The sequence below is a fragment of the Streptomyces sp. NPDC007084 genome (assembly GCF_040703595.1).
Lineage (GTDB): Bacteria > Actinomycetota > Actinomycetes > Streptomycetales > Streptomycetaceae > Streptomyces.
Genome location: NZ_JBEYFY010000086.1, coordinates 1 through 21,249 on the forward strand (window position 1 = coordinate 1; position 21,249 = coordinate 21,249).

Genomic DNA, 21,249 nt, shown 5'->3' on the forward strand with positions numbered 1-21,249 from the left:
GACGACGATGCCGACGTCGACGCCGATCGGGAAGACCCGCGCGAACTCGCCAAAATGGTGCGCCTCGCCGAGCTTGATGCGAGCGCGGCGGCCGGCGGCGGGTCGTTGAGGTCGATGTGGCCGAGGCGCACGGTCAGGTGCGGGCGCAGTTCGCGGACGCGTTCGGCCAGTGCGCGGACGGTGCCGAGGGCGCGCGGGTCGCGGCTGCCGTGGGCGGCCAGCACGAGCGCGGGCGGCGCGGGACGCCGGGTGCCGTTGAGCGAGACCAGGCTGAGCTGGCTGCCGAGCTGACTGGTGATCCGGTTCATGAGCTGCGCCGTGGTGTCGAGCTGCCCGTCGAACCGGTCGGCGCGCCGTGGTGGCCCCGCGGGGCGGGCGGAGGACTCGTCTCGGGCTGGGTGCGACGCCGTCATGGGGCCGATCCTCGCGGTAGGAGGTTGCCGGGCCGTTGCACGGGCATGTCGGCTGTTTTCCGGCGGTTCACCGTACGGTACGCGAGCCGGACGGAAGCCTCCCGCCTGCGGTTCCCGCGTCGCGGGTGACAGCGCTCACGGCCGCCGACCGAACCGAACGGGCTTGCGGAGCGTCCTCCTTGGTCGAACACGTACGCGGGAATCGGCGCCCGTCGGCCTCGGCCGCGCGGCCCGTGACGCCGGCCCGCGCACGTCTGTGATGCCACCTGGGGGACCATCGATCATGCCGCGTCTGTCGAGACCGCCGCGCCCGCCGCGTCCGAAGCGCCGGGCCCCGAGCGGGCCGCGCGGGCCGCGCCGCCCGTCCCTGCCCGGACGGCTGCGCGCGGTGCGGCTGCCGCGGACCCGGCGGGGTCAACGGCGGGCCGTGCAGGCGGTGATGCTGCTGTGCGTGCTGGCGCTGCTGCCGATGACGTGGATGTACGCGACGACGGGCGACCGGCTGCGGACGACGGCGGACGCCCCGCGTACCGAGGTGGCGGTCGTCTTCGGCGCGGGTCTGTGGGGCGGTGAGCCGTCCCCGTACCTCGCGCACCGGCTGGACGCGGCGGCGAAGCTGTACCGGGCGGGCCGGATCGAGGTCGTCCTCGTCACCGGCGACAACAGCCGCGAGGACTACGACGAACCGGACGCGATGCGCGCCTACCTCACCGAGCACGGGGTGCCGGACCGACGGATCGTCAGCGACTACGCGGGCTTCGACACCTGGGACTCCTGCGTCCGGGCCCGCAAGATCTTCGGCGTCCACGACGCGGTGCTGATCAGCCAGGGCTTCCACATCCGCCGGGCGGTCGCCCTGTGCCGGGCGGCGGGCGTCCGCTCGTACGGCATCGGCGTCGACGCCAAACACGACGCGACCTGGTACTACGGCGGCACCCGGGAGATCTTCGCGGCCGGCAAGGCGGCTCTGGACGCCCTGTTCCAGCCCGACCCCCGCTTCCTGGGCCCGAGGGAACCCGGGGTGGCACGGGCGCTCACGGCGGGACGGTAGCGGGCCGGCACCCCCGGTTCTCGTTCTCGCCGGTCCGGAACGTCGGCTCCCGCCAGGTCCTGCCGGCTCCCCGTCGGTTTCGGTCGAGTCCTGTCGGCTCCCGTCGGGTCCCGACGGCTCCCGTCAGGTTCCGTCGGCTCCCGCTAGGGCCCGTTCGCCGCGTCCGTGGCGGGTTCCCGGACCGGGCCGTCGGCGGGAGGGGCCGGTGTCGTGCTCTCGCCGGGGCCCGGGGACGTGTCCGGACCGGGTTCGGCCGTGCAGGAGTTGAGGCCGATCCCCAGGGCCGCGCCGACGGCCGCGCCGCCGAGGGCGAGGACTCGGCGCCTGGTCAGCTCACGGTCGGTCATGCCCGGACCCTAGGCCGAGACCCGGGGGCGGCCGGGACCAGCACCGCCGGGGCATGGGGCACGGCCACCCGCACGGCGCACCGTGGGGCGGGGGGAGCGGCCCAACCCGGCCCGTCCGCCCGTCCGCCTGTCCGCCCGCAGCACCGGGAAGGGCAGCGCCGGAACACAGCCCTGGGAACCGCAGCCCCGGGAACCACGGCGCCGGGAACCATGGCCCCGGGAAAGCCTCGCGGCCGGCGCCGGCGTGTCCGTGCCGCTCAGCCCCGGTCGTGTGCCGACGCGCCGCGCCACTCGCCGTCCTGGATCGGGCGCCCGCCCGTCCGCAGGCGGGCCGCGACGGGTGGGGACGCGACGTACACCCAGGCCCGGACGGTCGCGCCGCCGGCGGTGCGGACGGCCTCGCGCGCGACCCGCTCGTAGAGGTTGCGCGGATCGCCGGGCACGTACTCCTCCAACGTGTCGAGTTCCGCGAGGAGTTCCGCGTACGCGGCGGGCAGCGCGGTCACCAGGTCGCCGGTGACCGTGCCGCCCGGCTGCTCGACGGCGTACGGGTATCCGGGCCCCGGGTACAGCACGAGCCCCGGCATCCGGGCGGGTTCCTCGGAGCGGGTCCGGCCGCGCAGGAACCGGTCGTGGTTGTGCTCGCCGGGCCGCAGGGTGCCGTAGACGAAGAAGGGCAGCGGCACAAGCGGCGGCGGCCCGTTCACGGGGTCGTCTCCTCCGCCACCCACCGGAGGTAGTCCGCGCCGCCCGCGACGACCGGGACGGCGATGATCTCGGGCGTCTCGTAGTCGTGGGCCGCCCGGAGATACGCCTCCAGGGCGGGATAGCGGACCGCGGCCGTCTTGAACTGGACGCGCCACTCGGCGGCCGTCTCGACCTCGCCCCGCCACCGGTAGACGGAGGTGACCGGCCCCGAGATCTGCGCGCAGGCCGCGACGCGTTCCGCCACCGCGCCCCGGGCCAGCTTTGCCGCCTTCTCGGCGGAGTCGGTGGTGGTCAGGACGGCCAGGCAGTCCGGCGTCTCCATGATCGGCTCCATTCGTGGGGGTACCGCGACGATTCTCGCCGCATCCCGCGCCCGGACGTAGGCGCTATGGACATGACATGTCATGGACCTTTAAATCTGTGTCGACCGCGCAGCGCCTTCGAGACGGCTGTGCGGCATCTCCCCCACGCGCCCCTCCCCAAGGGGCCTTCCCAAGGAGACCGATGAGTCGGACACGGCACATCCGAGGTTCCTCTCTCGCCGCCGCGGGCGCCACGGCGGCCACGGCCGCCCTGCTGGCCACCGCGCTCGCGCCCACCGCGCACGCCGACGGCCGGCCCGACCGCGCCACGGCGGTCAGGAACGCGGCCGCCGCCCTGGCGGACCACGCCAAGGGCCTCGGCCTGACCTCCGCCCAGGGCACCTCCGTCCGGGACGTCGTCCTCGACAAGGACGGCACCCAGCATGTGCGCTACGACCGGACGTACCGTCAGCTCCCCGTGCTGGGCGGCGACTTCGTGGTCCACCTGGCGCCGGGCGGCTCCTACCGGGGCGCCGACCGGGCCACCACCAAGGCCGTGTCGCCGGGCAGCGTCACCCCGGCGCTGCCCGCCCCGAAGGCCGCCGACCTCGCCGCGTCCGCGCTGCGCGCCGCCCACCCGGGCGAGGCGCTCCGCAAGGTCACGGCCAAGCCGCAGCTCGTCGTGGACGCCCTGCACGGGGCGCCGAAACTCGCCTGGCGCACCACGGTGGTGGCCGAGGACAGCCTCGGCAACCCGGTCGCCCGCCTGGTCCTCACCGACGCCCGCACCGGCGCCCGGATCGACGCCTGGGACACCATCGAGACGGCCACCGGGGACGGCAAGTCCCTGTACAGCGGCACCGTTCCGCTGGAGACGACCGTCTCCGGGTCGACCAACCAGCTCAAGGACCCGACGCGCGGGAACACGTACACGGGCGACGCGGCGAACAAGACCGACCTGTGCATCTTCGGGATCTGCATCAGCCGGGCGCCCTCGACGGTGTTCACCGACGCGGACAACCACTGGGGCACCGGCACGACGGCGGACCGCGCCTCCGCCGCCGTGGACGCCCAGTACGGCACCAACGAGACCTGGGACTACTACAAGAACGTGCACGGCAGGAACGGCATAGCCGGCGACGGCAAGGGCTCCTACAACCGCGTGCACTACGGCAACAACTACAACAACGCCTTCTGGGACGACAGTTGCTTCTGCATGACATACGGGGACGGTGACGGCACGACCTTCGGACCGCTGGTCGCGCTCGACGTCGCCGGGCACGAGATGTCGCACGGCGTCACCTCGAAGACCGCCGCGCTCACGTACTCGGGCGAGTCCGGCGGCCTGAACGAGGCGACCTCCGACATCTTCGGCACCATGGTCGAGTGGTACGCGAACAACACCTCCGACCCGGGTGACTACCTGATCGGCGAGAAGATCGTCCGCTCCGGCTTCGGCAAGGCCGCCCTGCGCTTCATGGACAAGCCCTCCAAGGACGGCAACTCGGCGGACTGCTGGAGCAGTTCGGTCGGCAACCTCGACGTCCACTACTCCTCCGGCGTCGCCAACCACTTCGCCTACCTCCTCGCGGAAGGCAGCGGGGCCAAGACGGTCAACGGCGTGAACTACGACTCCCCCACCTGCGACGGCAGCACGGTGTCCGGCATCGGGCACGAGAAGGTGGGCAAGATCTGGTACCGCGCGCTGACGGTCTACATGACCTCGTCGACGAAGTACGCGGGCGCCCGCACCGCCACGCTGAACGCGGCCAAGGACCTGTACGGGGCGGGCAGCACGGAGTACAACGCGGTGGCGGCGGCCTGGTCGGCGGTCTCGGTCGCCTGAGCCGAGCTGAGCTGATCCGATCTGCCCTGACGTGACGTGACCTGACCTGCCTGATCGGCTCGGTGGCCGGCTCCGCGACTCCAGGCAGACGGGCGGGCAGGCAGACGGGCAGGCGGACAGGCGGACAGGCGGACAGGCGGGCAGGCGGGCAGGCGGGCAGGCGGGCAGGCGGTGCGAACGTCTGTCCGCCTGCCCCGTGCGGGTCGGTGACCGGTCACCGCCCGCCGGTCGCCGCCCCCGGTCACCGCCCACCGGTTCCCGGCTCCCTGGAGACCGCCGGGAACCGGCACCCGCGCCCCGCCCCGCCCCACCCCACCCCGGTCACCCGTTCACACCCCCGGCGCTCCACCCTTCGGGCGCTCCTCCGCGACACGCCAGGCCGACGCCGGTGACCTGCTGGAACGCCCGTACCGGCGCCCGGATGGCGGGGTCGCCCGACACCCGTTCACATCATTTCTGACGCTCCCTCAGGGAGCGGGTCCGGGCCACTGCCACTTACCTCGGTAGAGCAGGGGCACGACCGACGCAGCGGCACTTGGGGGTGTCGCGGGCCGGGCCCTCTCGGAGGAGCTAGCACGATGCGACGTACCGCCCGGCTGCTGACCGGTACCGCGCTCACCGTCGCCGCCGCGGGCCTGGCCGCCGCGCCCGTGTACGGACAGGACGCGGGGAGCCTGGAGGTGTTCCCCTCCTCCGTGGTCCCGGGCGCCGAGGTCACCGTCAACACGTCGGCGTGCCCGGCGGACGGCACCGCGACGGGGGACGCGGGCGCGCTGGGCGCCGGCACCTTCACGCTCGCCGCGAGCGCGCCCGAGGAGGAGGACGAGGCGATCGGCCGGTTCCGGGTGCCGCCGAGCGCGCAGCCGGGGACGTACGAGATCGTCGCGCGGTGCGCGGACGGCCGGCGGATCGCCGGCGACCTGATGGTGACCCTGGACGCGGCGCGCGAGCAGGTCCGGCCGCGCGGCCATGTGAACACCGGAGTCGGCGGCGCGCTGGGCCCCGACCCCGTGCAGACCGCGGCGGGAGTGGCGGCGCTGGCCGTCGCCGCCGCGGGCGGTACCTGGCTCCTGCATCGCCGGGCGAGAGGCGACGGGATCTGACGGACACCCTCCGCCGTCCGTCCGCCGGTACCGCCGTCCCCGCCCCCCTCCGCTGCCCGACGCCCCTCGCGGCGCGGAGGGGGAAGGGGACCGACCGACCACGTCACGTCTCGCGTCCCCGCTCTCCGTCCCCGGAAAGGCCCCGTGAGGAGGCTCGTGTGCGCCGGGTCAGCAACATCGCCATAGCGTCGGTCACCGTCGTCGCCCTGTGCTCGGGTGGGTGGCTGCTGCGCGGCGCCGCCGAGCCGCACCCGCCGCCGCAGCCCTCGGCGGCCGAGGCCGGAACGGGCGGGGACCGCGCGCCGTCCGCCGCCCCGGCGCTGCCGCACTCCCCGCCGGACCGCATCCGCATCCCCGCGATCGGCGTGGACGCCCCGCTCATGGGCCTCGGGCTCACCCCGCAGGGCAGCCTGGACGTGCCGCCCGCGCGGAAGAAGAACCTGGCCGGCTGGTACGAGTCGGGCACCTCCCCCGGGGAGCGCGGCACGGCGATCGTCGCCGGGCACGTCGACAACGCCGAGGGCCCCGCCGTCTTCTACGACCTCGGCGCGGTCCGCAAGGGCGGCAGGGTCGAGGTGGACCGGCTGGACGGCAGCACGGCCGTGTTCACCGTCGACGCGGTGGAGGTGTACGACGCGCGCGCCTTCCCCGACGGCAAGGTGTACGGCGCGGCCCGCCGCCCGGAGCTGCGGATCATCACGTGCGGCGGCGGCTACTCCAAGTCGACGGGCTACCAGGGCAACGTGGTCGTCTTCGCCCATCTGACGGGCAGCCGCTGAGGGACGTGCGGACCCGAAGGGCCGTTGGCCTACGGTCTCAGGCCGGCCACTGCTCGTAGGCCATGTCGGCGACCAGGGCGAAGACCACGGTCAGGAGGACGACGCGGACGAAGCCGCTGCCCTTCTTGAGCGCGGTGCGGGCGCCGATCATGCCGCCGGCCAGGTTGAACACGGCCATCAGGGCGGCGAGTTGCCAGAAGACGGTGCCCTTCCAGGCGAAGGTCGCGAGGGCGCCGGCGTTGGTGCAGCAGTTGACGATCTTGGCGGTGGCGGAGGCGGTCACCAGGTCGAGGTGGAGCAGGGCGGTCAGGGCGAGCACGAGGAACGTACCGGTGCCGGGGCCGATGAGACCGTCGTAGAAGCCGATGCCGAGGCCCGCGAGGCCGATCGCGGCGAGGACGCGGCGCGCGGAGACCGGGGTGGTCGCCGGGGCCGTGCCGAACGCGGGCCGCAGGATCACGAAGGTGCCGACGGCGAGCAGGACGACCATGACGACCGGCTTGAGCACCTCGGTGCTGAGCCCGGCCGCGACGAACGCGCCGGCCGTCGAACCGGCGAGCGCGGCGAGCCCGATGCGGACGGCGAGCCGTACGTCGACGGGTGCCTTGCGCGCGTAGGTGATCGCGGCGCCCGACGTGCCGACGATCGCGACGGCCTTGTTGGTGCCGAGGGCGTACGCGGCGGGGGTGCCGGCCGGGAGGCCGAGGAGCATGGCGGGCAGCAGGAGCAGCCCGCCGCCGCCGACCACGGCGTCGATCCAGCCGGCCGCGAGGGCGGCGGCGCACAGGACGAGGGCCGTGGTCAGCGATATGTCGGGCATGATCGCGACCCTATGGACGAGGTGCGTGTGCCGTCCATGGATCCCGGCGGCTTTGAGCGAGTTCTGAGGTTCGGGCCGGCGGGTTGCGCGGCTCGCGCCGGCCGGGGTCAGTCCTTGAGTTCCCCGAAGGTGACGCCGGTCAGGTCCTCGGAGGCGGCCCAGAGCAGTTCCCCCGCCCGGTCGTCGCGGGTCCAGGGGGCCCGCCAGGACGGCGCGGGCGCGCCGCGCCACATCGCGAACGACGGTCCGACGAAGGTGTCGGGGGCGACGTCCGGCGCGGTGGCGGCGTAGAGGCTGGGCAGCGCTCCGGCCTCGGCGCTCTGCGCGAAGACGCGGTTGCCGAGTTCCATGAGCCGCTCGGCGCCCTTGCGGCCCTCCTGGCGGGGTCCGGCGGTCTGGAGGTTGGTGGAGGCGTAGCCGGGGTGCGAGGCGGCGGCGACGACATCGGACCCGGCGCGGGAGAGCCGGCGGGCCAGCTCGTGGGTGAAGAGGAGGTTGGCGGACTTGGACCGGGCGTAGGCGACCCACTTGCGGTAGGGCTGCCGGTCGTTGTTCGGGTCGTCGAGGTCGATGTTGGAGAGCACGTGGAACATGCTGGAGACGGTGACGATCCGGGCGCCCGGGGTGGCGGCGACCAGCGGGTGCAGCAGCGCGGTGAGCGCGAAGTGCCCGAGGTGGTTGACGCCGAACTGGGTCTCGAACCCGTCGGCGGTGCGGCCGGGCGGCAGCGCCATGACCCCGGCGTTGTTGACGAGCAGGTCGAGCCGCTCGTACGTGCCGGTGACCGTGGCGGCGAACTCCCGTACGGAGTCCAGGTCTCCGAGGTCCAGGCGCAGGAACACGAGGTCGGCGCCCGGTACTTCGGCGACGATCCGGTCCCCCGCCTCGGCACCCCGCTCGGCGCTCCGGCAGGCGAGCACGACCCGGGCGCCCTTGCGGGCCAGTTCCCGCGCGGTCACGTATCCGAGCCCGCTGTTGGCGCCGGTGACGACGGCGGTCCGCCCTCGCTGGTCGGGCACGTCCTGCGCGTTCCAGCCGGCCATGGGGACTCCTTCGGGAGGGGGCGAGGACGGTTCCCAGGGTAGGCGGGGCGGGGCGGGAGGCGAGGGGCGACTCGTGGAAGGGGGCGCGCTTGCGGGAGGGTGCCGGCGGTTTCCCCGGGACGGCCGGCACCCCTCCCACTGCGACAGGCCGTCGACGGCGTCCGCGTCACCCGTCGACGGGCGGGCTCGGCCTGGTGAGCCAGGGCGATGGCACGGCAGGGGTGGTCTCATCCCCCTCCCGCGGCCGGCCCGGCACCCAGCGCTTCCCCGTTCTCGTCCTCACTCAGCGGCACGGGTCCCTCGGCCACACGTCAACTCCCCTCCAGCGCCGAAGGGGCGGCACCCCCGCACAGGGTGCCGCCCCTTCGGTCTGGAGGCCGGGGGCCCGCCGGCCGGTGAGGGTGGGTGGGCGGCGGGGCCCCGGGGGTCTCAGCGGTGGTCGCTGCCCTTCGAGGTGGAGGCCGCTCGGCCCGCTTCCAGGCGGGCCACCGGGATGCGGAACGGGGAGCAGGAGACGTAGTCGAGTCCGACCTCGTGGAAGAAGTGGACGGACTCGGGGTCGCCGCCGTGTTCGCCGCAGACGCCGAGCTTCAGGTCGGGGCGGGTCGCGCGGCCCGCCTCCACCGCGGACTTCACCAGGGAGCCGACGCCGTCCTTGTCGATCGTCTCGAAGGGGCTGACGCCGAAGATGCCCTTCTCCAGGTAGGCCGTGAAGAAGGATGCCTCCACGTCGTCGCGGCTGAAGCCCCACACCGTCTGGGTGAGGTCGTTCGTGCCGAACGAGAAGAACTCGGCGGCCTCGGCGATCTGGCCGGCCGTCAGCGCGGCGCGCGGCAGCTCGATCATCGTGCCGATCGCCAGCTTGAGCTGGACACCGGTGGCGGCCTCCACCTCCGCGATGACCTGGTCGGCCTCCTCGCGGACGATCTCCAGCTCCTGGACCGTGCCGACCAGCGGGATCATGATCTCCGCGCGCGGGTCGCCCTTGGCGTTCCTGCGCTCGGCGGCGGCCTCCGCGATGGCCCGTACCTGCATGGTGAACAGGCCCGGGATGACCAGGCCGAGGCGGACACCGCGCAGGCCCAGCATCGGGTTCTGCTCGTGCAGCCGGTGCACGGCCTGGAGCAGCCGCAGGTCGTTCTCGTTGGCGTCCTTGCGGGACTCGGCGAGCGCGACGCGCACCGACAGTTCGGTGATGTCGGGCAGGAACTCGTGCAGCGGCGGGTCCAGGAGACGGATCGTCACCGGCAGACCGTCCATCGCCTCGAACAGTTCGACAAAGTCCTGCTTCTGGAGCGGCAGCAGGCCCTTGAGGGACTCCTCGCGCTCGGCGTCGGTGTCCGCGAGGATCAGCCGTTCCACGAGTTCGCGGCGGTCGCCGAGGAACATGTGCTCGGTGCGGCACAGGCCGATGCCCTGCGCTCCGAAGCGGCGGGCGCGCAGCGCGTCCTCGGCGTTGTCGGCGTTGGCGCGCACCCGCAGCCGGCGGACCCGGTCCGCGTAGGCCATGATCCGGTGCACGGCGGCGACGAGTTCGTCGGCGTCGTCGGCGCCCGCGTGCATCCGGCCCTCGAAGTACTCGACGACCGGGGAGGGCACGACGGGGACCTCACCGCGGTAGACCTTGCCGGTGGAGCCGTCGATGGAGACGACGTCGCCCTCCTCGATGACGATCCCGCCGGGGGCGGTCAGCCGGCGCCGCTTGGTGTCGACCTCCAGCTCCTCGGCGCCGCACACACAGGTCTTGCCCATGCCGCGGGCGACGACGGCGGCGTGCGAGGTCTTGCCGCCGCGCGAGGTCAGGATGCCCTCGGCGGCGATCATGCCGTCGAGGTCGTCGGGGTTGGTCTCGCGGCGGATCAGGATGACCTTCTCGCCCGAACGCGACCACTTGATCGCGGTGTACGAGTCGAAGACGGCCTTGCCGACGGCGGCGCCCGGCGAGGCGGCGATGCCCCGGCCGAGCTGGTCGACCTTCGCCTCGTCGTCGAAGCGGGGGAACATGAGCTGCGCGAGCTGGGCGCCCGTCACCCGCTGGAGCGCCTCGGCCTCGTCGATGAGCCCCTGGTCCACGAGCTGGGTGGCGATACGGAAGGCCGCGCCCGCGGTGCGCTTGCCGACCCGGGTCTGGAGCATCCACAACTGGCCGCGCTCGATGGTGAACTCGATGTCGCAGAGGTCCTTGTAGTGGTTCTCCAGGGTCTCCATGATCTGCATGAGCTGGTCGTACGACTTCTTGTCGATCGACTCCAGCTCGGCGAGCGCGACGGTGTTGCGGATGCCGGCGACGACGTCCTCGCCCTGGGCGTTCTGGAGGTAGTCGCCGTAGACGCCCTGGTGGCCGGAGGCGGGGTCGCGGGTGAAGGCGACGCCGGTGCCGGAGTCGGGGCCGAGGTTGCCGAAGACCATCGAACAGACGTTGACGGCGGTGCCGAGGTCGTGCGGGATGCGCTCCTGGCGGCGGTAGAGCTTGGCGCGCTCGGTGTTCCAGGAGTCGAAGACCGCGTGGATGGCGAGGTCCATCTGCTCGCGCGGGTCCTGCGGGAAGTCCCGGCCGGCCTCGGTCTTGACGATCTTCTTGAACTTGGTGACGAGTTTCTTCAGGTCGGCCGCTTCGAGGTCCGTGTCGACGGCGACCTTCTTGAGGTGCTTCGCCGCCTCCAGCGCGTCCTCGAAGAGGTCGCCGTCCACGCCGAGGACCGTCTTGCCGAACATCTGGATGAGGCGGCGGTAGGAGTCCCACGCGAAGCGCTCGTCGCCGGCCTGCTGGGCGAGGCCCTGGACCGACTTGTCGGAGAGCCCGATGTTCAGGACGGTGTCCATCATGCCGGGCATGGAGAACTTGGCCCCGGAGCGCACGGAGACGAGGAGGGGGTCGTCCGCCTGGCCGAGCTTCTTGCCCATCGTGGCCTCGAGGGCGTCGAGGTGCGCACTCACCTCGTCACGCAGTGCCGCCGGCTCCTCGCCACTGTCGAGGTACGTCTTGCACGCCTCGGTGGTGATGGTGAAGCCGGGCGGGACGGGAAGGCCCAGGTTGGTCATCTCGGCGAGGTTGGCGCCCTTGCCTCCGAGAAGGTCCTTGAGTTCCTTGTTGCCCTCGGTGAAGTCGTAAACGAACTTCGTTCCGCCGACGCCGCTGTCGCCGCTCTCAGCTACGTGGGGATCTTTGTTTTCCGACACGAGTCTCGACTCCTCGACGTCGCGGTGGCTGCCCTGACGACGGGGAACATACCCAGATCGAAGGCACATGGGTACGTCCACTTGCGCGTCATGCGCCTGTAACCACCCGTCCGCCACCAGATCGAAAGTCAAGGCTTGGTAAGCCATCCGGGGGGCGCGTTTTCACTTCTTGAACACACCGGCACCCGCGGACCCTCTGAACCGCTCAGGTGAGCGGACCTTGACACGTCTGAGTTTAATCGATGAACGATCAGAGGGTGGCACTGAGTGCCACCCCTTAGGGAAGTGCAGTCTGCCAAGATCCGCTCATCTGAGCAACACCCCTATCAAGGGTGGCGAGAATCACGCGGCGCGGGGCAGCCGGATTTCATCATGCGGACCACGATCCGGACAGGACACACGGCTGTCACACACGGCTGTCGCACACGGCTGTCGCACACGGCTGTCACACACGGCTGTCGCACACGGCTGTCGCATACGCCGGGTCACCCCGTCGGTCGCTCCCCCGTCACACGCCGAGCGCCGCGAGCCGCTCCTCGACCCGCTCGGGCGCGTACAGGTACTCCACGACCAGCGCGCCCGCGCCCACCAGCCCGGCCCGCTCGCCGAGCCGTGAGGTCACCACGTCCAGATGAGCGGTGGAGCGGGGCAGCGCCCGCTGGTACAGCAGCTCGCGCACGCCGGTGAGGAAGGGCGTGCCGGCCAGGTCCCCGGCGATCATCAGCACCCCCGGGTTGAGCAGCGTGACCACGGTGGCCAGGACGTCCCCGACCTGCCGGCCCGCCTCCCGGGCCAGGGCCGCCGCCTCGGGGTGACCGGCCGTCAGCAGGTCCCGCACATCCGAGCCGGAGGCCGCCCGCACGCCCGCCTCGGCCAGCCGCCGGGCCACCGCGCCGCCGCTCGCGACGGCCGCGAGGCAGCCGTACGAGCCGCACCGGCACAGCGCGTCCGCGCCGACCCGGATGTGCCCTATGTCGCCGGCCCCGCCGTCGATCCCCCGGTAGATCGCGCCGCCGACGACCATCCCGGCGCCGATACCGGTGGAGACCTTGACCAGCGCGAACGCCGAGCAGTCGGGGTAGCCGGCGCGCTGCTCCCCGTACGCCATCAGGTTGGCGTCGTTGTCCACGAGCACGGGGACGCGGCTGCCGGGGCCGAGGCCCGTGTGCTCGGCGAAGGCGCGGCCCAGCCGGCCCCGGATGTCGTAACCGTCCCAGCCCGGCATGATCGGCGGCTGCACCACGCGGCCGGTGTCGATGTCGACCGGGCCCGGCACCGCGAGCCCGATGCCGCAGACCGCCTCGGCGCCCCGGCCGGACTTCTCCAGCAGTTCGGCGAACCAGCGCCCGAGTTCGCCGAGCACCGCCTCGGGCCCCTCGTCGATCACCAGGAGGCCCGCGTGCTCCGCGAGGACGTCCCCCGTCAGGGTGACGACGGCGGCGCGCGCGTGCCGGGTGTCGAGGTCGGCGGCCAGCACGACCGCGTGCTCGTCGTCGAACTCCAGCGTGATGGAGGGCCGGCCGCCGAGCGGCGAGTCGACCGGTCCGCCGGCGCCCTCGCGCAGCCAGCCGGCGCGGAACAGCCGGTCCAGGCGCTGCCCGACGGTGGCCCGGGACAGCCCGGTGGCCTGCTGGAGCGCGCCCCGTGTGGTCGCCCGGCCGCTGCGCACCAGTTCGAGCAGCTCTCCGGCGCTTGCCTGGTTCCCGGCCTTCACGGTCCTCGCCGCCCTTCCTGTCATGCGCACCCCCTTGCGTTCCCCAACTCTGCATTACATATTGAGTTTTGCGTGTTAAATAGACGTAACCCTACGGTAGCTAGTGCCGAACTGGTCGGACGGACGTCTTCGGGGAGACCTGAGTGGACAGCACAACCCAGCTCACCGCCCTGCGCAGGGGCCTCACCGCTCCCCTGCGTCCCATCGGCACACCCGTGCGCGCCTCCGGCCCGCCCGCTCCGCCCGGTCCGGACGCCATCGCCCTCGGCGGACCACTTGTATACGATCCGGCGGCGCCGTCGGGTTCCCTGCACCTCAGGGCGTCCCGGGTGCTGAACGGCAACTGGACGGGAACGTCCACGGTGCCCTCGCGCGGCCTGTACCCGCACCAGTGGTCGTGGGACTCGGCGTTCATCGCGATCGGGCTGCGTCATCTGTCCCCGCTGCGGGCGCAGACGGAGCTGGAGACCCTGCTCGGCGCGCAGTGGGCCGACGGGCGTGTCCCGCACATCGTGTTCAACCCCTCCGTCCCGCTGGACGCGTACTTCCCGAGCCCCGACTTCTGGCGCTCCTCGACCGCGGGCCGCGCGGCGGGCGCCCCGCGCACCGTACAGACGTCCGGCATCGTGCAGCCACCGGTGCACGCGCTCGCGGTCTGGCTGGTGCACCGCGCCGACCCCGGCCTGTCGCGGGCCCGCTCGTTCCTGCCCCGGATGTACCCCCGGCTCGCGGCCTGGCACCGCTATCTGCTGCACCGCCGGGACCTCGGCGGCGGCGGTCTGGCGAGTGTGGTCCACCCCTGGGAGCAGGGCATGGACAACAGCCCGTGCTGGGACGCGCCGCTCGGCCGCGTCACCCCGGCGCCGGCCCGCTCCTTCCGGCGCGCGGACCTCGACCACGGCTCCCCCGAGGACCGGCCCACCGATCTCGACTACGGGCGGTACGTGCGGCTCGCCGCCGACTACCGCGACCGTGGATACGCGGACGGCGGCGGGGAGTTCGCCGTCGAGGACCCGGCGTTCAACGCGCTGCTGATCGCCTCCGAGCACGCGCTCGCCGAGATCGCGCGGGAACTCGGCGCGGCCGGCACCGCGCGCCACGCGCGCGCCGAGCGGCTGACGGCGGTCTTGGTGGACCGGCTGTGGGACCCGGCGGAGGGCCTCTTCTTCTGCCGCGACGAGCGGGGCGGCGGCCGGCCCCTCAAGGGCGCGGCGGAGGGCCGGGGAGCGGCGGACGGCCAGGGCGGCCGGGGTGGACAGGACGGCCAGGGTGGCGGGGGCGGGGGGCTGATTCCCGAGCGGAGTGTCGCCGGGCTGCTGCCGCTCATCCTGCCCGCGCTGCCGCGCGAGATCGCCGCCGCCCTCGTACGGACCGCGGCGGGACCGCGCTTCGGGCTCGGCTCGGCCACCCGGCTCGCGCCCAGTTACGACCTGACCGGCGACGCCTTCGACCCGCACCGGTACTGGCGGGGGCCGGCCTGGTTCAACACCAACTGGCTGCTGGAGCGCGGGCTGCGGCTGCACGGCGAGCACGGCAGGGCGGACGCGCTGCGCACCGCCCTGCTGGAGACCGCCGGGGAGTCCGGGTTCGCCGAGTACGTGGACCCGTACACCGGCGAGGCCTGCGGGGCGCTCGGCTTCAGCTGGACGGCCGCGCTCACGCTCGACCTGCTGCACACCGGCGCCGGCCCGCGGCGCCTCGTGCCGGGCGCGGGACCGGCCGGGTCCGAGCCCCGGCCGGCCGGAGCCGAGCCGCAGCCGGACGCGTCCGGGGTGCAGCCGGTCGTGTCCGGGGTGCAGCCGGTCGTGTCCGGGGCGGGGCGGGGCGCGTTGGAGAGCACGGCACACAGCAGCGCGGGACGAAGCGCGTACGACGCCGGGACGGGCGCCGAGGGAGCCAAGGGAGGGGACCGGGGATGACGGATCGGCATCATCTGCTCGTGCACGGTGGGACGTTCGCCGCCGTGGGTGACGGCGGGGACATCAGCGGGGTACGGGGCGGCAGTTCCCCGGACGGCCTGTTCGTACGGGACGCGCGGCACCTCAGCCGCTGGCAGCTGACCGTGGACGGGGCGGTGCCCGAGGCGCTCACCCCGGTCGCGGACGGCGACACCGCCCGCTGCGTGCTGGTGCCGCGCGGCGGCCGCAACGAGCCGCCCGCGTACACGCTCTTTCGTGAACAGGCCGTCGCGGAGGGCGCGTTCGTGGAGGCGCTGCGCGTCACCAGCAACCGTCCGACGCCCACCACGGTCCGGATCGCGGTCACCGCGGACGCCGACTTCACGGACCAGTTCGAACTGCGCTCCGACCACCGCACCTACGCCAAGACCGGCGTCGTACGCCGGCGCGAAGTCCTCGACGACGGCGTGGAGTTCAGCTACCGGCGCGGGGAGTGGCGGTCCTGTACGACGGTCACCTCCGAACCCGCCCCGGACAGTGTCGAGGAGACCGGCACCGGGGCGCGCCGCCTGGTGTGGGCGCTTGAGCTGGAACCGCACGGCTCGGCGGAGCTGGCGCTGCGGGTCGCGGCCCGGCCGCACGGCGCGGCGCACGCGCCGGGCGTCCCCGCCTCCCCCGCCGCCGCGAACGAGCGACTCCTCGCGCTGGAGGGCGAGTTCGCCGAGGGGGTGCCCTTCCCGACCGGCTGGCCGGAGCTGGCCGCGGCCTGCGCGCGGGGCCTGTCCGACCTGGCGGTGCTCCAGGTCCCGGCCCGCGGCCCGGACGGCGAGGAACTGCGCGTCCCGGCCGCCGGAGTGCCCTGGTTCCTCACTTTGCTCGGCCGGGACGCTCTGCTCACCTCGCTCTTCGCGCTGCCCTACCGGCCGCAGCTCGCCGCCGCCACACTGCCCGCGCTCGCCGCGACCCAGGCCGTCGAGGTGGGCGCGGACACGGTCGCGCAGCCCGGCAAGATTGTGCACGAGGTGCGGCACGGCGAACTCGCGCACTTCGGGCAGGTGCCCTACGGCCGCTACTACGGCTCGGTGGACGCGACGCCGCTGTTCCTGGTGCTGCTCGGCGCGTACACCGAGCAGACCGGCGACGCGGCCCTCGCCCGCCGGCTGGAGCCCAACGCCCGCGCGGCGATCGGCTGGATGCTGGACCACGGCGGGCTGACCTCGCGCGGCTATCTCGTCTACCGGGCGGACGGCGGCGGCCTCGCCAACCAGAACTGGAAGGACTCCCCCGGCGCGATGTGCTCGGCCGACGGCAGCCGGCCCAGCGGCCCGGTGATGGCGGCGGGCGCGCAGGGGTACGCGTACGACGCGCTGCGCCGCACCGCGCACCTCGCCCGGACCGTGTGGGACGACGAGGTGTACGCGGCGCTCCTCGAACAGGCCGCCGCCGATCTGCGCGACCGCTTCCAGCGGGACTTCTGGATGAGTGAACACGCCTTCCCCGCGCTGGCGTTGGACGGCGACGGGCGGCATGTGGACGCGCTCGCCTCGGACGCGGGGCATCTGCTGTGGTCGGGGCTGCTCGACAAGGAGTACGGGGAGCTGGTGGGCCGCCGGCTCCTGGAACCGGACTTCTTCTCCGGCTGGGGCGTCCGCACGCTCGCCTCGGGCCAGTCGGCGTACCACCCGCTGTCGTACCACCGCGGTTCGGTCTGGCCGCACGACAACGCGCTCATCGCCCTGGGGCTCGCCCGCTACGGCCTGCACGACGAGGCCCGTACGGTCGCCCACGGCCTGGTCGACGCCGCGACGGCCGCCGGCCACCGCCTCCCCGAGGTCCTGGCGGGCTACGACCGCGAGACCCACGCCGAGCCGGTGCCCTACCCGCACGCCTGCGTCCGCGAGTCCCGCTCGGCGGCGGCCCCGCTCGCGCTGCTCACGGCGGTCGGGGGCGCCTGAGATCCACCGGAGGCCATCCGAGGGGCGGGGGAACGCGCGGGCCGGTGGGGGCCGGCCCGCGCACCGCGCCGCACGGCGGGGCAGCCGGACGCGGGAGAGCTGGCGTCCGTGGTCCACGGGAGAGCCGGCGTCCGCGGGAGAGCCGGCGTCCGTGGTCCGCGCGGGGGGCGGGGTCAGCCGCCGGAGGTGTCCAGTTCGGCGTCCTCGCCGACGCCCGCGCAGTCGTAGGGGTCCTTCAGCCAGCCGTCCGGGAGGACCACGCGGTTGTTGCCGGAGGTGCGCCCGCGGGGGCCGTCCGCGCCGGCCGGCCACTCCTGGTCGAGGTCCAGCTCGGCGAGCCCGTCGGAGAGTTCGGCCAGGGACGAGGTGACCGCGAGGCGCCCCCGCATCTGGGAGCCGACGGAGAAGCCCTTCAGGTACCAGGCGACGTGCTTGCGGAAGTCGATGACGCCGCGCGCCTCGTCCCCGATCCACTCGCCGAGCAGCGTGGCGTGCCGGACCATGACGGCCGCGACCTCGCGCAGCGTCGGCCGGGCGTACTCCTCGCGGCCCTCGAACGCGGCGACCAGGTCGCCGAACAGCCACGGCCGGCCGAGGCAGCCGCGGCCGACGACCACGCCGTCGCAGCCGGTCTCGCGGACCATCCGCAGCGCGTCGTCCGCCGACCAGATGTCGCCGTTGCCGAGAACGGGGATCTCCGGCACATGCTCCTTGAGCCGCGCGATGGCGTCCCAGTCGGCGGTGCCGCCGTAGTGCTGGGCGGCGGTCCTGCCGTGCAGCGCGATCGCGGTGACGCCCTCCTCGACCGCGATGCGTCCGGCGTCGAGGAAGGTGATGTGGTCGTCGTCGATGCCCTTGCGCATCTTCATGGTGACGGGCAGGTCCCCGGCGCCGGTGACGGCCTCGCGGAGGATCGCGCGCAGCAGGTTCCGCTTGTAGGGCAGCGCGGAGCCGCCGCCCTTGCGGGTCACCTTGGGGACCGGGCAGCCGAAGTTGAGGTCGATGTGGTCGGCGAGACCCTCGTCCGCGATCATGCGGACGGCCTTGCCGACGGTCGCGGGGTCGACGCCGTAGAGCTGGATCGAGCGCGGCTTCTCGCTCGCGTCGAAGTGGATGAGCTGCATGGTCTTCTCGTTGCGCTCGACCAGCGCCCGCGTCGTGATCATCTCGCTCACGAACAGCCCCTTGCCGCCGCTGAACTCGCGGCAGAGCGTGCGGAACGGCGCGTTCGTGATGCCCGCCATGGGGGCGAGGACGACGGGCGGCTGCACCTGGTGGGGACCGATCGACAGCACGGAGTTCACGGTGGACGTGGGCGTGGGCATTCCCCCATTGTGGCGTACCGCGCCGGGTGCCCGCACGGACGATGCCCGGCCCGACGACGCCCGGCCCGACGACGCCCGGCCCTGGGGCGGTGGATCATGCCGGGGGCATCAGGCGGATCATGTAGGGGTCATTAGTTAGACACACTATCGACGTCGGGCTACGCTGAGGGAATGCCCGAGCTGAGCCACCGCCACCGCATGCTGGTGCTCGCGATCTGCTGCATGAGCCTGCTGATCGTGAGCCTCGACGTCACCATCCTGAACGTCGCCCTCCCCTCCATGCAGAAGGAACTGCACGCGAGCGTCGCGGGCATGCAGTGGACGATCGACGCGTACACCCTGGTGCTGGCCTCCCTGCTGATGCTCGCGGGCTCCACCGCCGACCGCATCGGCCGCCGCAAGGTCTTCATGGCGGGCCTCGTGCTGTTCACCATCGGCTCGGTGCTCTGCTCCCTGGCCCCGAACCTCGACGCCCTCATCGTCTTCCGGATGATCCAGGCCGTCGGCGGCTCGATGCTCAACCCGGTCGCCATGTCGATCATCACGAACACCTTCACCGACCCCCGCGAACGCGCCCGCGCGATCGGCGCCTGGGGTGCCGTCGTCGGCATCTCCATGGCCGCAGGCCCCCTCGTCGGCGGGCTGCTGGTCGACACCGTGGGCTGGCGCTCGATCTTCTGGATCAACCTGCCCGTCGGTCTCGCCGCCCTGCTGCTCACCCTGCGCTTCGTCCCCGAGTCCCGCGCCCCCAAGGCCCGCCGCCCCGACCCGGTCGGCCAGCTCCTGGTCATCGCGCTCCTCGGCTCCCTCACCTACGCGATCATCGAGGCGCCCACCTCCGGGCCCGGCCCCACCCTCGCCTTCGGCGCGATCGCCCTCGCCGCCCTGCTCGGCCTCCTGTGGTACGAGCCGCGCCGCGACGAACCCCTCATCGACCTGCGCTTCTTCCGCTCGGCCCCGTTCAGCGGCGCCACCGTCATCGCGGTCAGCGCGTTCGCCGCGCTCAGCGGCTTCCTGTTCCTGTCCACGCTCTACCTGCAGAACGTGCGCGGCCTCGACGCCCTGCACGCGGGCCTGTGGATGCTGCCGATGGCGATCCTGTGCTTCGTCTGCGCGCCCCTCTCGGGACGCCTCGTCGGCAGCCGCGGCCCCCGGCTTTCCCTGCTGATCGCCGGTGTCTCCATGACCGTCAGCGGCGTCCTGTTCGCCGCGTTCGAGGCCGAGACGTCGAACGTCACCCTCGTCATCGGCTACGTCTTCTTCGGCCTCGGCTTCGGCTTCGTCAACGCCCCCATCACCAACACGGCCGTCTCCGGCATGCCGCGCACCCAGGCGGGCGTCGCCGCGGCCGTCGCCTCCACCAGCCGGCAGATCGGCGGCACCCTCGGCGTCGCCGTCATCGGCGCGGCCCTCGCCTCCGGCATCCAGGCCTCCGCCTACCGCGACACGTTCGTCTCCGCCGCCCGCCCCGGCTGGTGGATCATCGCGGGCTGCGGTCTCGCCGTCCTCGTTCTCGGCGCGCTCACCAGCGGACGCTGGGCCCGCGGCACGGCCGACCGCACGGCCCGCCTGCTGGAGGCACCGGAGGTCGGGGACACGACGGGCGAACGGGCCCGGGACACGTCGGCCGCCTGAGCTGGTTCCGCGCGGCTCGGATGGTCAGGCCGACCGGGAGGGGCAGGTCGCCCGGGAGGGTCAGGCCACCTGGGAGGATCAGGCCGCCCGGAGGGTCAGGCCGCCCGGAGGGTCAGGCCGCCCGGAGGGTCAGGCCGCTCCCGCCTGTTCCGTCTGCGGCCCCGCCTCCAGTTCGGCCGCCAGGGCGATCGTGTGCAGCCTCTCCAGCCGTTCGCGGCTCTGTTCGTCGGCCGGCGGATAGATCACCATGCGGGCCCCCTGCGCGGGCGCGAGCCACAGGTCGGTGTGGTCGACCGTGACGAGACCGACGTACGGGCTCACGAACTGCTTCGTCTTGCCGCGGGCGCCGCCCACCACCTCGTACCGCTCCCAGATCTCGCGGAACTCCGCCGACTCCGTCCGCAGCCGCTTCACCAGCATCTTCCAGGCCGGCTCGCCAAGGTGGCCGGCCATTGACACCCGCAGCCGCGCCGCCATCAGCCGCAGCGCCTCGTCCAGGAAGACGATCGACTCGCGCCACTCGGCGTTCGTGCAGGCCAGCAGCACACAGTTGCGGTCGGCGGGCGGTACCGAGTCGAGGTCGCGCATCATCAGCCGGGCGTAGGTGCGGTTGTACGCCAGGATGTCGTAGCGGTCGTTCTGGATACAGGCCGGGACCGGTTCCAACTGGCGCAGCGTCAGCCGCAGCGCCGGTGTGATCCCCGAGCACTGCGCGGCCGGCGAGGGGTCCACGGCGCCGGCCAGCAGGAAGAGGTGGGCGCGCTCACCGGCGTCCAGCAGCAGGGTCCGCGCGAGCGCGTCGAGCACCTGCTCGGACACCTGGATGTCCCTCGCCTGCTCCAGCCACGTGTACCAGGTCACCCCCACCGCGGAGAGCTGCGCGACCTCCTCGCGGCGCAGCCCCGGCGTCCGCCGCCTGCGGCCCCGGGGCAGGCCGACCTGCTCGGGCGTGATGCGCTCGCGGCGGCTGCGCAGGAAGGTCGCCAGCTCGTGCCGCCGGATCTCACTGCGCCGCGAGCCGTCCGTACCGGGCGACGCGGTGGCCCCGGACGACGCCCCCGGCCGCCGGCCGGGCCGCGCGGTCCCGGTGGCACCGGCGGGTTCGGCCGGCCCGGCGGGCTCGGCAGTCC

Annotated in this window: 17 protein-coding genes; 7 read left to right on the forward strand and 10 right to left on the reverse strand. The window is 73.4% G+C overall.

The features are described 5' to 3' along the window. The coding region (locus AB0912_RS34100; RefSeq protein ID WP_366706867.1) for a CbiX/SirB N-terminal domain-containing protein at positions 1-413 on the reverse strand (413 nt) is incomplete at its 3' end. Between the two features lie 439 nt (positions 414-852). Here AB0912_RS34100 and AB0912_RS34105 point away from each other — a divergent pair. Continuing rightward, positions 853-1,464, forward strand: coding sequence for an ElyC/SanA/YdcF family protein (locus AB0912_RS34105; protein ID WP_366706893.1), 612 nt, complete (start codon positions 853-855; stop codon positions 1,462-1,464). Between the two features lie 143 nt (positions 1,465-1,607). Here AB0912_RS34105 and AB0912_RS34110 read toward each other — a convergent pair whose 3' ends face one another. The 3 genes from AB0912_RS34110 to cutA all read right to left on the reverse strand — a co-directional run bounded on the left by AB0912_RS34110 (position 1,608) and on the right by cutA (position 2,841). Next, on the reverse strand, positions 1,608-1,811 hold the full coding sequence (locus tag AB0912_RS34110; RefSeq protein ID WP_366706869.1) for a twin-arginine translocation signal domain-containing protein: 204 nt from the start codon (positions 1,809-1,811) through the stop codon (positions 1,608-1,610). 257 nt (positions 1,812-2,068) lie between these two features. Continuing rightward, positions 2,069-2,497 (reverse strand): gamma-glutamylcyclotransferase family protein, encoded by a 429-nt coding sequence (locus AB0912_RS34115; protein WP_366706895.1) that lies wholly within the window; start codon positions 2,495-2,497, stop codon positions 2,069-2,071. 17 nt (positions 2,498-2,514) lie between these two features. Further along, positions 2,515-2,841: a divalent-cation tolerance protein CutA gene (cutA, locus tag AB0912_RS34120; RefSeq protein ID WP_366706871.1), complete on the reverse strand. Its 327-nt coding sequence runs from the start codon at positions 2,839-2,841 to the stop codon at positions 2,515-2,517. 182 nt (positions 2,842-3,023) lie between these two features. Between cutA and AB0912_RS34125 the strand changes: the two genes are divergently transcribed. From AB0912_RS34125 to AB0912_RS34135, 3 genes are all read left to right on the forward strand, one after another. Beyond that, entirely contained in the window at positions 3,024-4,667 is a 1,644-nt protein-coding gene (locus AB0912_RS34125; RefSeq protein WP_366706873.1) for a M4 family metallopeptidase, read from the forward strand. 578 nt (positions 4,668-5,245) lie between these two features. Beyond that, the gene (locus tag AB0912_RS34130) at positions 5,246-5,770 is read left to right on the forward strand and encodes a hypothetical protein (RefSeq protein WP_366706875.1); all 525 of its coding nucleotides are present in this window, start codon (positions 5,246-5,248) and stop codon (positions 5,768-5,770) included. Positions 5,771-5,928: 158 nt separating this feature from the next. Further along, positions 5,929-6,549 (forward strand): class F sortase, encoded by a 621-nt coding sequence (locus tag AB0912_RS34135; RefSeq protein WP_366706877.1) that lies wholly within the window; start codon positions 5,929-5,931, stop codon positions 6,547-6,549. A 37-nt stretch (positions 6,550-6,586) separates the two neighbouring features. Here AB0912_RS34135 and AB0912_RS34140 read toward each other — a convergent pair whose 3' ends face one another. From AB0912_RS34140 to AB0912_RS34155, 4 genes are all read right to left on the reverse strand, one after another. Then, positions 6,587-7,369, reverse strand: coding sequence for a TSUP family transporter (locus tag AB0912_RS34140; protein ID WP_366706879.1), 783 nt, complete (start codon positions 7,367-7,369; stop codon positions 6,587-6,589). A 107-nt stretch (positions 7,370-7,476) separates the two neighbouring features. Next, positions 7,477-8,412: an oxidoreductase gene (locus AB0912_RS34145; protein ID WP_366706881.1), complete on the reverse strand. Its 936-nt coding sequence runs from the start codon at positions 8,410-8,412 to the stop codon at positions 7,477-7,479. 429 nt (positions 8,413-8,841) lie between these two features. After that, entirely contained in the window at positions 8,842-11,592 is a 2,751-nt protein-coding gene (gene ppdK, locus AB0912_RS34150) for a pyruvate, phosphate dikinase (protein ID WP_366706883.1), read from the reverse strand. Between the two features lie 508 nt (positions 11,593-12,100). Continuing rightward, positions 12,101-13,330, reverse strand: a complete 1,230-nt coding sequence (locus tag AB0912_RS34155) for an ROK family protein (RefSeq protein ID WP_366706885.1) — start codon at positions 13,328-13,330, stop codon at positions 12,101-12,103. 284 nt (positions 13,331-13,614) lie between these two features. On the opposite strand from AB0912_RS34155, the gene AB0912_RS34160 reads away from it, so the two are divergent. Both AB0912_RS34160 and AB0912_RS34165 read left to right on the forward strand, forming a co-directional pair. Next, a complete protein-coding gene (locus AB0912_RS34160) occupies positions 13,615-15,225 on the forward strand; it encodes a hypothetical protein (protein ID WP_366706897.1) in 1,611 nt (536 codons plus the stop codon). After that, positions 15,222-17,159: a glycogen debranching N-terminal domain-containing protein gene (locus tag AB0912_RS34165; RefSeq protein ID WP_366706887.1), complete on the forward strand. Its 1,938-nt coding sequence runs from the start codon at positions 15,222-15,224 to the stop codon at positions 17,157-17,159. Before AB0912_RS34160 ends, AB0912_RS34165 begins: the two co-directional genes overlap by 4 nt. Before the next feature lie 173 nt (positions 17,160-17,332). On the opposite strand, the gene dusB is transcribed toward AB0912_RS34165, so the two are convergent. Beyond that, on the reverse strand, positions 17,333-18,484 hold the full coding sequence (dusB, locus tag AB0912_RS34170) for a tRNA dihydrouridine synthase DusB (RefSeq protein WP_366706889.1): 1,152 nt from the start codon (positions 18,482-18,484) through the stop codon (positions 17,333-17,335). 171 nt (positions 18,485-18,655) lie between these two features. On the opposite strand from dusB, the gene AB0912_RS34175 reads away from it, so the two are divergent. Then, entirely contained in the window at positions 18,656-20,119 is a 1,464-nt protein-coding gene (locus AB0912_RS34175; RefSeq protein WP_366706891.1) for an MFS transporter, read from the forward strand. Positions 20,120-20,248: 129 nt separating this feature from the next. Here the strand turns inward: AB0912_RS34175 and AB0912_RS34180 are convergent, their stop codons facing one another. Beyond that, positions 20,249-21,121 carry a helix-turn-helix transcriptional regulator gene (locus AB0912_RS34180; protein WP_366706899.1) on the reverse strand — a complete coding sequence of 291 codons (873 nt, stop codon included), beginning with the start codon at positions 21,119-21,121 and terminating at the stop codon, positions 20,249-20,251. Between the last annotated feature and the right edge of the window lie 128 nt (positions 21,122-21,249).

Bases quoted from the DNA above. Each gene is read 5' to 3' on its own strand.
- AB0912_RS34165 (WP_366706887.1), top strand. From the start codon at position 15,222: ATGACGGATCGGCATCATCTGCTCGTGCACGGTGGGACGTTCGCCGCC.
- AB0912_RS34155 (WP_366706885.1), bottom strand. From the start codon at position 13,330: ATGACAGGAAGGGCGGCGAGGACCGTGAAGGCCGGGAACCAGGCAAGC.
- AB0912_RS34145 (WP_366706881.1), bottom strand. From the start codon at position 8,412: ATGGCCGGCTGGAACGCGCAGGACGTGCCCGACCAGCGAGGGCGGACC.
- AB0912_RS34110 (WP_366706869.1), bottom strand. From the start codon at position 1,811: ATGACCGACCGTGAGCTGACCAGGCGCCGAGTCCTCGCCCTCGGCGGC.
- AB0912_RS34105 (WP_366706893.1), top strand. From the start codon at position 853: ATGCTGCTGTGCGTGCTGGCGCTGCTGCCGATGACGTGGATGTACGCG.
- cutA (WP_366706871.1), bottom strand. From the start codon at position 2,841: ATGGAGACGCCGGACTGCCTGGCCGTCCTGACCACCACCGACTCCGCC.
- AB0912_RS34175 (WP_366706891.1), top strand. From the start codon at position 18,656: ATGCCCGAGCTGAGCCACCGCCACCGCATGCTGGTGCTCGCGATCTGC.
- dusB (WP_366706889.1), bottom strand. From the start codon at position 18,484: ATGCCCACGCCCACGTCCACCGTGAACTCCGTGCTGTCGATCGGTCCC.
- AB0912_RS34130 (WP_366706875.1), top strand. From the start codon at position 5,246: ATGCGACGTACCGCCCGGCTGCTGACCGGTACCGCGCTCACCGTCGCC.
- AB0912_RS34125 (WP_366706873.1), top strand. From the start codon at position 3,024: ATGAGTCGGACACGGCACATCCGAGGTTCCTCTCTCGCCGCCGCGGGC.
- AB0912_RS34140 (WP_366706879.1), bottom strand. From the start codon at position 7,369: ATGCCCGACATATCGCTGACCACGGCCCTCGTCCTGTGCGCCGCCGCC.